This window comes from Bacillus sp. N447-1, assembly GCF_022701035.1.
GTDB classification, from domain to species: domain Bacteria; phylum Bacillota; class Bacilli; order Bacillales; family Bacillaceae_G; genus Bacillus_A; species Bacillus_A cereus.
This window is the reverse complement of the sequence record NZ_CP065509.1, coordinates 3,089,094-3,102,543: the sequence shown is the minus strand read 5'-3', so window position 1 is coordinate 3,102,543 and position 13,450 is coordinate 3,089,094. Positions and strand designations below refer to the sequence as shown.

Sequence of the window (13,450 nt, the reverse complement as noted above, 5' to 3'; positions counted from 1 at the left end):
CGCAATCCTCCTTGCTTAATTTATTTTTATTGTTCACTAACATGAACTTTTACTGTTGCTGTTACTTGTGGATGCAATTTCACAGTAACGTTTGTATAACCTAGCGCACGGATTGCATCGTCCATTTCAAATTTACGTTTATCAAGTTTAATCTTGTGTGATTTTTGCATTGCATCTACGATTTGTTTGCTTGTGATAGAACCAAATAAACGGCCACCTTCTCCAGATTTCGCCTTTAATTCTACAGTTAATTTCTCTAAAGTCTCTTTTAACTCTTTTGCATTTTCAAGCTCTGCTGCTGCATCTTTTTCTTCTTTACGCTTTTGAGCTTCTAAAGTTTTCATACTGCTATTTGTTGCTTCAGCAGCTAATCCTTGTTTTAGTAAGAAGTTATTTGCATAGCCATCTGGTACGTTTTTTACTTCTCCTTTTTTACCTTTACCTTTTACGTCTTTTAGAAAAATTACTTTCATGATTGTGTGCCTCCCTGTAAATAGTCATCAATAACAAATCGAAGCTTCTCCTCAGCTTCATCTACTGTAACATTTTTCATCTGTGTGGCTGCATTCGTCAAATGCCCGCCACCGCCTAAGTTTTCCATAATTAGCTGCACATTCACTTCACCTAAAGACCTGCTGCTAATTCCAATGAGATTCTCGCCACGTTTCGCAACAACAAATGATGCAATAATCCCTGTCATCGTTAATAACGTGTCTGCCGATTGCGCAATAAGCACTTGATCGTAGTAATCATCACTATCAACTTTAGCAATCGCAATTCCATTTTTATAAATGTACGCATTTTTTATAGCTTTTGCAACCCGTAAATACTGATCCATATCTTCCTTTAAAAGTTCTTGTACAAGTACAGTATCTGCACCATGTGAGCGTAAATAAGAAGCAGCATCAAATGTACGAGCCCCTGTCCGGAATGTGAAACTTTTCGTGTCGACAATAATACCCGCTAACAATGCCGTCGCTTCTAACATTGTCATCTTTAAATTTTTAGGTTGATACTCAAGTAATTCTGTAACCAATTCTGCCGTTGAAGAAGCATATGGTTCCATATAAACTAGCAATGGGTCTTCAATAAAATCTTCTCCACGGCGATGATGATCAATAACTACTACATTTTCAATTTTATGTAACAGTTTTTGCTCCATCACCATAGAAGGTTTATGCGTATCGACAACAACAAGTAACGACTCATCATTTGCAAATTCCATCGCTTGCTCTGGAGTAATAAAATGAGACCATAACTCCTCATTTTGTTTCACTTTGTCCATCAAACGCTTAATTCCTTTATCGGAATCATTTTCATCTAACACAATATATCCTTTACGCTCATTTAATTGAGCCACTTTTAAAATACCAATCGCAGCACCAATTGCGTCCATATCGGGAGCCCTATGCCCCATAATAATGACATTACTACTTTCTAATACTAAATCCTTTAACGCATGCGAAATGACCCTGGCGCGTACACGGGTACGTTTTTCAACCGGATTTGTCTTACCTCCATAGAACTTAACTTTACCTGTCGCTTGTTTAATAGCTACTTGGTCTCCCCCACGCCCAAGCGCAAGATCTAAACCAGATTGAGCCATTGCTCCAAGCTCTGATAAAGGTAAATCACCTGATCCGACACCCACACTTAATGTAAGTGGTATATTCCTTTTAGATGTTTCTTCACGCACCTGATCTAAAATGCTAAATTTCCCTTTCTCCATCTGCGTCAAAATACTTTCATTTAGCACAACGAAGAATCTTTCTGAAGATGCACGTTTTAAATAAGCACCATACTTAAGTGCCCATTCATTTAGTCGCGATGTCACAAGACTTGTTATATTCGTACGTAATTGATCATCTAATCCTTGTGTAACTTCATCATAATTATCCAAATAGATGACAGCTAAAACAGTCCTTTGATCCTCGTACATCTTTTCGATTTCTGTTTGTTCCGTTACATCAAAGAAATAAATTAACTTTTCTTCTTTCCTTACAAAAACGCGAAACTTTCGATTATTTAAAGAGACTATATCATCAGAAGTTTCTCCTTTAATGAAAAGAAGTAATGTTTCTGATACATCGTAAAGGTGCCATCCAGCTAATGCGTGCTGTCCCAGACATGAAGATAAATAAGGATTTGCCCAATCAATCCCATAATCCTTATTGTATAACAAAATACCAATCGGCATTTGGTTAAATGCTTCATTACTTACTTTCTTTACTCTTGTAATCATATCTGTCGTATGCTTTTCGAAATTCCTTTGAAAATTAAGTTCAAATCGTATAACGATAAAGAATACGATACAAAAAATGACAAAAGCAGCTATACCCATAATTAAATGAAAATAACAGAGAATTGAAATGAGCACAAACACAAAAAATGCCAATACATAAACAGGATATAAAAACCACTGTTTCTTATCAAATTCAGGCATGTATACAACTCCTATAAAGTAAAACTAACTTACCTTCCAGTTAGTTAAACAGATTAAAATAGTATAAGGAATATTATTTTATCCCCCTATTTTAGAACGCAATGAAATCCCTAAGTCAATTATACCTAAGATTGTCACAAGAGGAAACAGCATCGGAATAAACATGCATGCAATAAAACTAATAATAGGAACCCCTTTAGTAAAACCTTTTCTATACGCTAAAAAGGCGATAAATGTCAGACCTTGCAGTACAAGCAATAGCGCAAATATGACATTTAGGTTAGAAAATACCATATGTAAATATGATGTTGGTTCTACTTTTATAAAAGTTGCTAACAAAATAAATATAACGTAATACCAAATGATACTCTTTGGTAATTGTATATCTTTAAATTTAGGCCAAGATATAACTTCATGTTTTAACTTTTTCAAAACACTACCTGATATTATCACTGTAATCCAAGAAAAACATACTGAAACTAGCACAAGTATACTTGGAAGTAACGATTGTAATATATCATTCATTTGTGCAAGTAGCTCTTTTTGTTCCTTACTAATCGGCATACCTGTAGCACTTACTATCTTTTCGCTTTTCGCCATACTTTCACTAAACATACTTTGCATTTGCTTCATTATATCTATGTTGAAAAACTTTATACTCGCAACATAAATAAGTACAAAACCAATTAAGTATGCAAGCGTCCCCGCTATTAAGATTTCAACTGGCTTTTTTCTTGTTTTATACATATATCCTAAAACAATCCCTATCAATCCAAACATAATTGTCTTCACTAAATTCAGCGGTTGGCTCACAATAATAGTAACAAAAAGTGCTGCTACAAAAACCACGAGCACATTAGATAGTTTATGTCTTATCATTAATAGTATAAATGGTAACGGCAACGCAAAAGTTACAACTGTACCCAAAATCGGAACATACATAGATATAAGCAATAAAATTGCATATATAGCTAATAATGCTGCACCTTCTGTAATAAACTTTGTTTGTTTCACATTTTAACCTCTCTTTCAAAAAGAAAAGCATAGCAAAATGCACAGTAGAGTCCGACTCTACTGTGCATTTCATACGCTATTATTCACCAACATATGGTAAAAGTGCCATTTGACGAGCACGTTTAATTGCAACTGTAAGTTTGCGTTGGTATTTTGCGCTTGTTCCTGTTACACGACGAGGTAAAATTTTACCACGCTCAGAAACGAAACGTTTTAATAAATCAACATCTTTATAGTCAATGCGAGTGATGCCGTTAGCTGTGAAGAAACACACCTTACGACGTTTCGCACGTCCACCTTTGCGTCCTGCCATGTCTATTTCCCTCCATTCTTTGTTAAAACTAACAAATTTACTGTATTAGAACGGTAAATCGTCGTCGGAAATGTCGATCGGTTGACCTACATTTGAAAATGGATCGTCATTCTTCGTAAATCCAGAGTTACCTTGGTTACCTGAATTACTAGATTGACCAAATGGGTTAGAGCCTTGGTTACCGAAACCAGCTCCTGATGGTTGCTGATTAAATGAACCACGTTGCTCCCCACCGCCATTACGCGGCTCTAAAAATTGCACGCTTTCCGCAAGAACTTCTGTTACGTATACACGTTTACCATCTTGTCCCTCGTAATTACGAGTTTGAAGACGCCCATCTACGCCTGCTAAGCTACCTTTTTTCAAATAATTTGCTACGTTTTCTGCTTGTTTACGCCATATTACACAATTAATAAAGTCAGCTTCACGCTCACCTTGCTGATTGGCAAATGCGCGATTCACAGCTAACGTAAAAGTAGCTACTGCGACACCATTGGGCGTGTAACGTAAGTCAGGGTCCTTAGTTAAACGACCAACGAGGATAACACGATTCATCAATCGAACCACTCTCCCTTATATATCAATTATTTTTCTTCTTCTTTAACAACGATATGACGAAGGATGTCTTCGTTGATCTTAGCTAAACGGTCGAATTCGTTAATCGCTTCTGCGTTAGATTTCACGTTTAAGATCATGTAGAAACCTTCACGTAAGTCGTTGATTTCGTAAGCTAAACGACGCTTACCCCACTCTTTCGTGTTAATGATTTCTGCACCATTGTTTGTTAAAACACCTGCAAAACGTTCAACTAAAGCTTTTTGAGCTTCTTCTTCAACGCCAGGACGAATGATGTACATAATTTCGTACTTTCTCATTACACTTTCACCTCCTTTTGGTCTAAACGGCCCGTAATGGGCAAGGAGCAATTAATTTATAGTAATTACTCACGAGTTTAGATTATATCATAGTAAGTTATATGAATCAACTCACCAATACATAAAAAACTTGGCAAACATATAATATATTTGCCAAGTTCATATCTTTATTTTTCCTAGGAAATATTAAATTAAACGTTAAAACGGAAGTGCATAACATCTCCGTCTTTTACGATATATTCTTTTCCTTCTAAACGTACTTTTCCAGCTTCTTTTGCAGCTGTCATAGAACCGTTTGTCATTAAATCATCGTAAGAAACTGTTTCTGCACGAATAAATCCACGCTCAAAGTCTGTATGAATAACACCAGCACATTGTGGTGCCTTCATTCCTTGTTTAAATGTCCAAGCACGTACTTCTTGAACGCCAGCTGTAAAGTACGTAGCAAGTCCTAATAGGTCATATGCTGCACGAATTAATTGATCTAAACCAGACTCTTCAATTCCTAATTCTTCAAGGAATACTTTTTTCTCTTCTTCGTCTAATTCAGCGATTTCTGATTCAATTTTTGCACATACAACGATTACTTGAGAATTTTCATTTGCTGCAAATTCTTTTACCATTTGTACGTATTTATTTTCCGAAGGATCGATAATATCGTCTTCACTTACATTCGCTACGTATAACATTTCTTTTGTTGTAAGTAAATGAAGGCCTTTAACAATCTTCATCTGCTCTTCTGTAAATTCAACAGTACGAGCTGGTTTTCCCTCTTCAAAAGCTTCTTTTAAACGAACTAAAATTTCATGCTCATATACCGCTTCTTTATCTTTTTGTCTTGCTAATTTCGCAACACGCTCGATACGCTTATCAACAGACTCTAAATCCGCTAAAATTAGCTCTAAATTGATTGTTTCAATATCATCAATTGGATCTACTTTCCCTGAAACGTGCGTAATATTTTCGTCTTCAAAACAACGAACAACTTGGCAAATTGCATCTACTTGACGAATGTGAGATAAGAATTTATTTCCTAAACCTTCACCTTTACTAGCACCTTTTACGATACCTGCAATATCAGTAAACTCGAATACAGTCGGAACAGTCTTTTTCGGTTCTACTAATTCCGTTAATTTATTTAAACGCTCATCTGGTACTTCTACAATCCCTACGTTTGGATCAATTGTACAGAATGGATAGTTCGCAGATTCTGCTCCTGCTTGTGTAATTGCATTAAATAAAGTGGACTTCCCTACGTTAGGTAATCCAACAATCCCAGCCGTTAATCCCATATTTTTCACTCCTATGTCTCAATCTTTCATCATTATAGATAGTAACGAAAAAAATGACAAGTTTCCGCCAAACGAAAAAAAGTAACAGTTACCTACTGTAACTGTTACTCTCCCTCTATTCTTCGTGCTTCACAAGTATTTTTTTCACCTTACGATCAAACTCTCTTCGAGGAATCATTACTGAATGGTCACACCCCTCGCACTTAATGCGGATATCCATTCCCATACGAATAATTTTCCAACGATTCTCGCCACATGGATGGGCTTTCTTCATTTCCACAACATCATACAAGTTATATTCCTTTTGCTCCATTCTCCAAACTCCTCTCCATACTAAATTGCTTTTCCACTAACTAATTCTTCACGATTATATAAAACCATACGTGGATATGGAATTTCAATTCCATGTAAATCAAGACGATTTTTAATCTCTTTACGAAGTGCCCTTGCAATAACTGCATGTTGCATCGGTTCTACTTCAGCAATAACACGTAATATAACTTCTGATGCAGCTAATGTTTGCACACCTAATAATTGAGGTGTTGTTACCATTTTTTCGTACTTTGAAGGTAATTCTACTAATAAATCTTCAATAACTTGCTCTGCTTTCGCAATATCAGCCTCATATGAAATAGATACATCAACAAACGCTACACTATTACTAACTGAGTAGTTAGTAACTTGAATAATACTTCCATTTGGTAAAGTATGAATTTCACCTGTCCAACTCTTTACTTTCGTTGTACGAAGTCCAATTTCTAAAACGACTCCTTCAAATTGACCGATTTTAACATAATCGCCAACTGAAAACTGATCTTCTAACAAAATAAATAAACCTGTAATAACGTCTTTCACTAAACTTTGAGCACCAAATCCGACTGCTAAACCAATTACCCCAGCACCCGCTAATAAACCTGATGCATTAATATCAAACACACCTAAAATCGCAATTAGCATAATGAACATAACAACGTACGCTACAATATTTTCAAGTAATTTCGCTACTGTAACTGTACGACGTTCTGAAATTTGAATTGGAGAACGACTCCCCATACGAAACGCATTTCGTACAACCGCCCTTGCAATTCGCACAACAACTGCACCAATTGTTAAAATAATACATATTTTTAATGTCGCCACTCCAATATGAGCCCAACGATCAGCATCTAATAAATACTGTTTCATAGAATTAAACCACTTCGCTAATAAATCCATGTACCTCTACCTCTCTAGCTAAAATTTCTTTTTAGTTACCCTTATTATTGTATCAGAAGTCCCCTAATTGCTGAAAAAATTTTATGATTTTAATCCTATTTTATCCCCGACATCCAGGTATAAAATGGAACGAATATATATATACTAGTACTATTATTTCCGTTTTCATTCACATTTTGCAAAAATTACGCACTTATAACTTTCCATTTTCCTCACCATATAACATATATTGAAAATTTATTAAAAGGATGGGTGCTTCATGAATATTGGAAGTTTTCGCTTACCATTTTTTGAGAAAGAAACTCAAAACGTTATGCACCAAGATCTAGAAGCCTCTGAGATAATCAGTAATTTCTTACTTACCCATATTCCTATTAAAACTAATATACCACTCATTCTCGTTTGTATCGGCACAGATCGCTCTACAGGTGACGCACTCGGCCCATTAGTTGGTACAAAACTTGAACAAATAGACATCCAAAACCTCCAAGTATTCGGTACACTAGATGAGCCAGTACATGCGCTAAATTTAGAAGAGAAAATTCAGAATATACAGAAAGAATATCCTACTGCATTTATAATTGCTGTTGATGCATGTTTAGGAAAGTCCCAAAATATCGGATCAATCACTACTGGAAAGGGACCTAGTAAACCTGGAGCTGCTATGAATAAGAAATTACCTGCAGTTGGTGATTTGCACATACACGGTATCGTCAATCTAAATGGGTTTATGGAGTTTTTCGTTCTTCAAAATACAAGATTAAGTTTAGTCATGAAAATGGCTGATGTAATCGCAAAAAGTATAAAAGAGACGGATCAAAAATTATCCGCATTAAAAAAAGCAAACCATCTATAAATAATAAGATGGTTTGCTTTTTAATTTTTCTGTGCTAATAGTTCTAAAATACGATTTAAATCTTCTTTATTAAAAAATTCAATTTCGATTTTACCTTTTTCTTTTTTCGTCTCTTTAATTTTCACATCTGTGCCAAACTTTTCTCTTAAGAACGTTTCACGTTCTACGAAAAATATATTTCGCTCTTTTTTCACTTTTTTTGTTTCACGTGAAACGTGTTGATTAATCTCTTGGACGATTTTCTCTAATTGACGAACATTTAATCCTTCTTTTTCAATGCGTTTCAATAAGGACTTCAATTGTTCTTCATCTTTTATCGTAAGTAAAGTTCTCCCATGAGCCATTGAAAGTTGACCATTTGCAATCATATCTTGTACGAAAGAAGGTAGGCTTAATAACCGAGTATAATTTGCAATGTAAGGTCTGCTTTTACCAAGACGTTTCGCTAATTGTTCTTGCGTTACATTTAGCTCATTCATTAACATCTGGTATGCCATTGCCTCTTCCATAGGATTTAAATCTTCTCGTTGTAAGTTTTCTAACAAAGCAAATTCCATCATTTGCTGTTCAGTTAATTGTCTTACAACCGCAGGTACTTTTTCTAAACCAGCCTCTTTTGCAGCACGAAATCGTCTTTCACCTGCAACAATTTCATATCCTTTAATACTCTTCCTAGCAATTAATGGTTGTAGAATACCGTGTTCCTTAATCGAAATTGCTAATTCCTGAATCGCCTCTTTATTAAAGTGTTTACGCGGTTGATATGGATTCGGCCTTAATTCAGTTACAAGAATCTCCTGAATTGTTTCCTCTTCTTTCACATCTAAATCAGGAAAAAACACATTAATTCCTCTTCCTAATCCTTTAGCCACCTGCAATCACTTCCTCTGCTAAATCTATATACACTTCTGCTCCTCTTGATTTAGCGTCATACTGCATAATAGGTTTCCCATGACTTGGAGCCTCGCTCAAGCGTACATTACGCGGAATAATCGAGCGATATACTTTATCCCTAAAATACTTTTTCACTTCATCTATAACTTGAATCCCTAAATTTGTACGGGCATCCAACATTGTTAACAATACACCTTGAATTGCTAAATTTTTATTTAAATGTTTTTGTACAAGTCGAACTGTATTTAATAGCTGACTTAACCCTTCTAGTGCGTAATATTCACACTGTACAGGAATAATAACAGAATCTGCTGCTGTTAATGCATTAATCGTTAATAACCCTAAAGATGGGGGACAGTCGATAATAATATAGTCATATTCATCACGAACTGGCTGTAATGCTCTTTGCAAACGTACTTCCCGGGAAATAGTCGGTACCAATTCAATTTCAGCACCAGCCAATTGAATTGTAGCGGGTAGAACATCTAAGTTTTCAGTTGCGGTTTTCTGTATAACCCCTTGAACATCTGCATCTTCCACAAGAACGTTGTAAATACATTGATCTAATTCAGATTTTTCAATTCCCACACCAGTCGTTGCATTTCCTTGAGCATCAATATCTACAAGAAGGACTTTTTTACCTACTTGCGCCAATCCAGCCCCTAAATTAACAGATGTTGTTGTTTTTCCAACACCGCCTTTTTGATTAGCAATAGCAATGATTTTTCCCATGATGTCACCTACTTTCAACCTTTCTATCTTATTCTAGTAACAATTACGTTTATTGTAACATGAAATAAAACTTTTTCTTTTACGTCCTTTATTAAACTTCAAAATTTATTTCTAAACTCCTTCTTCATTTAACAAGAAAATATAGTAAAAGAGACCTCTCCAATAGGATAAGGTCTCTAGCACGTCATTATTATTTTTTCTTTGGAATTTTAATTGTAATTTGATAGTACTCATCAAATTCTTCTTCCTCAGAATTAACATTCAAACCACTTTCAGTAACCATTTGTAAAGATTGTCTAATTGTATTCATAGCAATCCTCGTATCTCTACTTACTGCTTTTTGCTTTGCCTTACGCTTCGGTTTCGCTTCCTCTAGTAACTTCGCAATTCGTTCTTCTGTTTGCTTTACATTTAGTTGTTTCTCAACAATTTCCTGTAAAACCTTCAGTTGTAATTCCTCATTTTTTAAAGGAATGAGAGCGCGGGCATGACGTTCTGTAATGCTTTTTTCTAATAATGCACTTTTTATTTCTTCAGGCAACTTTAATAAGCGCAACTTATTTGCGATTGTAGATTGTCCTTTTCCAAGTCGTTGTGCCAATGCTTCTTGTGTTAAATTATGTAACTCAATCAGCTTTTGATATGCCACAGCTTCCTCGATTGCCGTTAGTTCCTCACGTTGCAAGTTTTCAATTAAAGCTACAGAAGCTGTCTCTGTATCATTTAAATTCTTTATAATTGCAGGAACCTTTTCCCAACCTAACTTTGTTGCCGCGCGAAAACGTCTTTCTCCAGCAATAATCTCGTACTTATCATCCTCATATTGCCTTACAACAATCGGTTGAATAAGTCCATGTGTACGAATTGTTAATGCTAGCTCATCAATACGCGCATCATCAAAAACTGTTCTTGGTTGATAACGGTTAGGGGTAATATTTACTATCGGAATTTCTTGTATTTCTTCATATACCTTTTTATCTATCTCTTCATGGCTTTCGTCTTGTAATTCGAATTCGCTCTCTTTATCTCCAAAGCCAAATAAACGAGAAAACGTATTTTTCATACATATTCCACCACCTTTTAGGCCTATTGACTATTCTCCATAAAATGTTTCCTATGAAACATTTACGTTTTCATTTATATAATTTAATCTTACGTCTAATAAGATTTATTTTTCAATAGGTAATTTATTGGGTGTTCCCGGTTTGCGTGGATATTTCTTTGGTGTCTTGCGCTTTTTCTCGATTAATAAAATATTACGTTCACTCTCTTCAAATGGTAATTGGAAAGTAGACATCTCTTTCAACTCTCCGCCTAGCACCTCTAAAGCATACTTGCCATTTTCAATTTCTTCGTTTGCTGCTGCACCTTTCATTGCAATGAATGTTCCTCCAACTTTTACAAGTGGTAAACATAGCTCACTTAATACAGAAAGACGCGCAACTGCACGTGCCATTACAATATCGTATGATTCACGTACACCTTCTTTTTTCCCAAATGTTTCAGCACGATCGTGACAAAATGCAACATCACTTAATTCTAACTTTTGGGCTAAGTGATTTAAGAAATTAATACGTTTTTGCAATGAATCTACAATTGTTACTTTTAAGTGCGGGAAACAAATTTTTAAAGGAATACTTGGGAATCCAGCCCCTGCACCAACATCACAAATTGAGAATGGTTTTGAAAAATCATAATAAAAAGCAGCTGTAATGGAATCAAAAAAGTGTTTTAAATATACTTCTTCTTTTTCTGTAATAGCCGTTAAGTTCATTTTTTCATTCCACTCTACTAATGTTTCAAAGTAGATTTTGAACTGCTCTAACTGTCTAGAAGAGAGGGTGATTCCCTTCTCTTCTAGCATAGATTGAAATTGTTCTATGTTCATCTAGCAATATCTCCTTACTATTTATTGGTTCGATACGCGTGCAATTTTTCCTTGTTCTATATACACAAGTAAAATGGAAATATCCGCTGGATTTACGCCAGAAATACGTGAAGCCTGCCCCATTGAAAGTGGACGAACATCTTTCAATTTCTGTCTAGCTTCTGAAGCAAGGCTAGAAATCGCATCATAATCAATATCTACAGGGATTTTTTTACTCTCCATTTTCTTCATACGCTCTACTTGCTGTAAAGATTTTTCAATATACCCTTCATACTTAATCTGAATTTCAACTTGTTCTTTAACTTCATCACTTAATTCTACTTCACTTGGTACTAAAAGATGAATATGCTCATATGTCATCTCTGGACGACGTAATAAGTCACTTGCACGTATTCCATCTTTCAATTCACTTCCGCCAATATTGCGAATTAATTCTTGAACTTCAGGACGTGGTTTAATAATAATGCTGCTTAAACGTTCCTTTTCCTGTTCAATTTGTAATTTTTTATTTGTAAATCGCTCATAGCGCTCTTCTTTAATTAATCCAATTTCACGACCAACTTCAGTTAAACGAAGATCAGCATTATCGTGGCGTAATAATAGACGGTATTCTGCACGAGACGTTAATAAACGATATGGTTCATTTGTACCTTTCGTTACAAGATCATCAATTAAGACGCCAATATAAGCATCCTCGCGACCTAAAACAACTTCTTTTTTACCTAAAGAACGGCATGCTGCATTAATTCCAGCCATAAGCCCTTGTCCGGCCGCCTCTTCGTAACCAGAAGTTCCATTAATTTGTCCTGCTGTATATAAATTTTTAATCTTTTTCGTTTCAAGTGTTGGCCATAGTTGTGTTGGCACAATTGCATCATATTCAATTGCATAACCTGTACGCATCATTTCAACATTTTCTAGGCCTGGAATTGTTCTAAGCATGTCACGTTGTACATCTTCTGGTAAGCTTGTGGATAAACCTTGTACATATACTTCTTGTGTATTACGCCCTTCTGGCTCTAAGAAAATTTGATGACGTGGTTTATCATTAAATCTTACTACTTTGTCTTCAATAGAAGGACAATATCTAGGGCCTGTTCCTTTAATCATACCAGAATACATAGCTGAACGATGTAAATTTTCATCTATTAAACGGTGTGTTTCTGTACTTGTATATGTCAACCAACATGGAATTTGATCCATAATAAATTTCGTTGTTTCAAAAGAGAACGCACGTGGCTTATCATCACCTGGTTGAATTTCTGTTTTACTGTAGTCAATTGTATTACTGTTTACACGCGGAGGTGTCCCTGTTTTAAATCTAACAAGATCAAATCCAAGTTCCTCTAAATGCTCAGATAATGTAATAGACGGTTGCTGATTATTTGGACCGCTTGAATATTTTAAGTCGCCCATGATAATCTCGCCGCGTAAAAATGTTCCAGTTGTAATTACAACGGTTTTTGCTGTATATTCTGCACCAGCTTGTGTAACTACCCCTTTACATACACCTTCTTCAACGATTAAACGCTCTACCATTCCTTGGAACAACGTTAAGTTTGGTGTTTCTTCAATTGTTTTCTTTAATTCATGTTGGTAAGCGAATTTATCAGCTTGCGCTCGAAGTGCACGTACGGCTGGTCCCTTACCTGTATTTAGCATACGCATTTGAATATGAGTTTTATCAATATTACGTCCCATTTCTCCGCCTAATGCATCAATTTCACGAACAACAATCCCTTTTGCTGGTCCACCAACAGAAGGGTTACATGGCATGAATGCTACCATATCCAAATTAATTGTTAACATTAATGTTTTTGAGCCCATTCGTGCTGCCGCAAGACCAGCTTCACATCCTGCATGACCTGCACCGATTACTATGACATCGTATGAACCGGCATTGTATCCCATTGTTTATTCCTCCTAAT

At 35.6% G+C, this 13,450-nt stretch carries 15 protein-coding genes; 1 reads left to right on the top strand and 14 read right to left on the bottom strand.

All coding sequences use genetic code 11. The features are described 5' to 3' along the window. Positions 1-26 precede the first annotated feature (26 nt). The 9 genes from rplI to IQ781_RS15685 all read right to left on the bottom strand — a co-directional run bounded on the left by rplI (position 27) and on the right by IQ781_RS15685 (position 7,152). The gene (rplI, locus tag IQ781_RS15725) at positions 27-473 is read right to left on the bottom strand and encodes a 50S ribosomal protein L9 (RefSeq protein ID WP_000864228.1); all 447 of its coding nucleotides are present in this window, start codon (positions 471-473) and stop codon (positions 27-29) included. Beyond that, positions 470-2,443, bottom strand: coding sequence for a DHH family phosphoesterase (locus tag IQ781_RS15720; RefSeq protein WP_001113785.1), 1,974 nt, complete (start codon positions 2,441-2,443; stop codon positions 470-472). The genes rplI and IQ781_RS15720 overlap by 4 nt, the downstream gene beginning before the upstream one ends. A 78-nt stretch (positions 2,444-2,521) precedes the next feature. After that, the gene (locus tag IQ781_RS15715) at positions 2,522-3,457 is read right to left on the bottom strand and encodes a YybS family protein (protein WP_000814840.1); all 936 of its coding nucleotides are present in this window, start codon (positions 3,455-3,457) and stop codon (positions 2,522-2,524) included. A gap of 79 nt (positions 3,458-3,536) precedes the next feature. Then, positions 3,537-3,770 (bottom strand): 30S ribosomal protein S18, encoded by a 234-nt coding sequence (rpsR, locus tag IQ781_RS15710; protein ID WP_000918873.1) that lies wholly within the window; start codon positions 3,768-3,770, stop codon positions 3,537-3,539. Positions 3,771-3,815: 45 nt separating this feature from the next. Next, a complete protein-coding gene (ssb, locus tag IQ781_RS15705; RefSeq protein ID WP_000981966.1) occupies positions 3,816-4,328 on the bottom strand; it encodes a single-stranded DNA-binding protein in 513 nt (170 codons plus the stop codon). 26 nt (positions 4,329-4,354) lie between these two features. Then, positions 4,355-4,645, bottom strand: coding sequence for a 30S ribosomal protein S6 (gene rpsF, locus IQ781_RS15700; protein ID WP_001233778.1), 291 nt, complete (start codon positions 4,643-4,645; stop codon positions 4,355-4,357). Positions 4,646-4,836: 191 nt separating this feature from the next. Continuing rightward, complete coding sequence (gene ychF, locus IQ781_RS15695) at positions 4,837-5,937, bottom strand: redox-regulated ATPase YchF (protein ID WP_000524657.1); 1,101 nt, start codon at positions 5,935-5,937, stop codon at positions 4,837-4,839. A 115-nt stretch (positions 5,938-6,052) separates the two neighbouring features. Then, complete coding sequence (locus IQ781_RS15690; protein ID WP_000435485.1) at positions 6,053-6,250, bottom strand: DUF951 domain-containing protein; 198 nt, start codon at positions 6,248-6,250, stop codon at positions 6,053-6,055. 20 nt (positions 6,251-6,270) lie between these two features. Beyond that, the gene (locus IQ781_RS15685; protein ID WP_000364814.1) at positions 6,271-7,152 is read right to left on the bottom strand and encodes a mechanosensitive ion channel family protein; all 882 of its coding nucleotides are present in this window, start codon (positions 7,150-7,152) and stop codon (positions 6,271-6,273) included. A 259-nt stretch (positions 7,153-7,411) separates the two neighbouring features. Between IQ781_RS15685 and yyaC the strand changes: the two genes are divergently transcribed. Continuing rightward, positions 7,412-8,008: a spore protease YyaC gene (yyaC, locus tag IQ781_RS15680; RefSeq protein WP_001020714.1), complete on the top strand. Its 597-nt coding sequence runs from the start codon at positions 7,412-7,414 to the stop codon at positions 8,006-8,008. Between the two features lie 20 nt (positions 8,009-8,028). Here the strand turns inward: yyaC and spo0J are convergent, their stop codons facing one another. The 5 genes from spo0J to mnmG form a co-directional block, all read right to left on the bottom strand. Continuing rightward, positions 8,029-8,880: a stage 0 sporulation protein Spo0J gene (gene spo0J, locus IQ781_RS15675; RefSeq protein ID WP_001051832.1), complete on the bottom strand. Its 852-nt coding sequence runs from the start codon at positions 8,878-8,880 to the stop codon at positions 8,029-8,031. Beyond that, entirely contained in the window at positions 8,873-9,634 is a 762-nt protein-coding gene (gene soj / locus IQ781_RS15670) for a sporulation initiation inhibitor protein Soj (RefSeq protein ID WP_000516114.1), read from the bottom strand. The genes spo0J and soj overlap by 8 nt, the downstream gene beginning before the upstream one ends. 190 nt (positions 9,635-9,824) lie before the next feature. Next, complete coding sequence (noc, locus tag IQ781_RS15665; protein WP_000799016.1) at positions 9,825-10,697, bottom strand: nucleoid occlusion protein; 873 nt, start codon at positions 10,695-10,697, stop codon at positions 9,825-9,827. 105 nt (positions 10,698-10,802) lie between these two features. After that, on the bottom strand, positions 10,803-11,522 hold the full coding sequence (gene rsmG / locus IQ781_RS15660; RefSeq protein WP_001019628.1) for a 16S rRNA (guanine(527)-N(7))-methyltransferase RsmG: 720 nt from the start codon (positions 11,520-11,522) through the stop codon (positions 10,803-10,805). A gap of 21 nt (positions 11,523-11,543) precedes the next feature. Then, the gene (gene mnmG / locus IQ781_RS15655; protein ID WP_000541031.1) at positions 11,544-13,433 is read right to left on the bottom strand and encodes a tRNA uridine-5-carboxymethylaminomethyl(34) synthesis enzyme MnmG; all 1,890 of its coding nucleotides are present in this window, start codon (positions 13,431-13,433) and stop codon (positions 11,544-11,546) included. Positions 13,434-13,450: the final 17 nt, after the last annotated feature.

What these genes read in the sequence shown, in the direction of transcription:
- rplI (WP_000864228.1), bottom strand. Translation starts at nt 473, where the DNA reads ATGAAAGTAATTTTTCTAAAAGACGTAAAAGGTAAAGGTAAAAAAGGA.
- IQ781_RS15720 (WP_001113785.1), bottom strand. Translation starts at nt 2,443, where the DNA reads ATGCCTGAATTTGATAAGAAACAGTGGTTTTTATATCCTGTTTATGTA.
- rpsR (WP_000918873.1), bottom strand. Translation starts at nt 3,770, where the DNA reads ATGGCAGGACGCAAAGGTGGACGTGCGAAACGTCGTAAGGTGTGTTTC.
- rpsF (WP_001233778.1), bottom strand. Translation starts at nt 4,645, where the DNA reads ATGAGAAAGTACGAAATTATGTACATCATTCGTCCTGGCGTTGAAGAA.
- ychF (WP_000524657.1), bottom strand. Translation starts at nt 5,937, where the DNA reads ATGGGATTAACGGCTGGGATTGTTGGATTACCTAACGTAGGGAAGTCC.
- IQ781_RS15690 (WP_000435485.1), bottom strand. Translation starts at nt 6,250, where the DNA reads ATGGAGCAAAAGGAATATAACTTGTATGATGTTGTGGAAATGAAGAAA.
- IQ781_RS15685 (WP_000364814.1), bottom strand. Translation starts at nt 7,152, where the DNA reads ATGGATTTATTAGCGAAGTGGTTTAATTCTATGAAACAGTATTTATTA.
- yyaC (WP_001020714.1), top strand. Translation starts at nt 7,412, where the DNA reads ATGAATATTGGAAGTTTTCGCTTACCATTTTTTGAGAAAGAAACTCAA.
- soj (WP_000516114.1), bottom strand. Translation starts at nt 9,634, where the DNA reads ATGGGAAAAATCATTGCTATTGCTAATCAAAAAGGCGGTGTTGGAAAA.
- noc (WP_000799016.1), bottom strand. Translation starts at nt 10,697, where the DNA reads ATGAAAAATACGTTTTCTCGTTTATTTGGCTTTGGAGATAAAGAGAGC.
- rsmG (WP_001019628.1), bottom strand. Translation starts at nt 11,522, where the DNA reads ATGAACATAGAACAATTTCAATCTATGCTAGAAGAGAAGGGAATCACC.
- mnmG (WP_000541031.1), bottom strand. Translation starts at nt 13,433, where the DNA reads ATGGGATACAATGCCGGTTCATACGATGTCATAGTAATCGGTGCAGGT.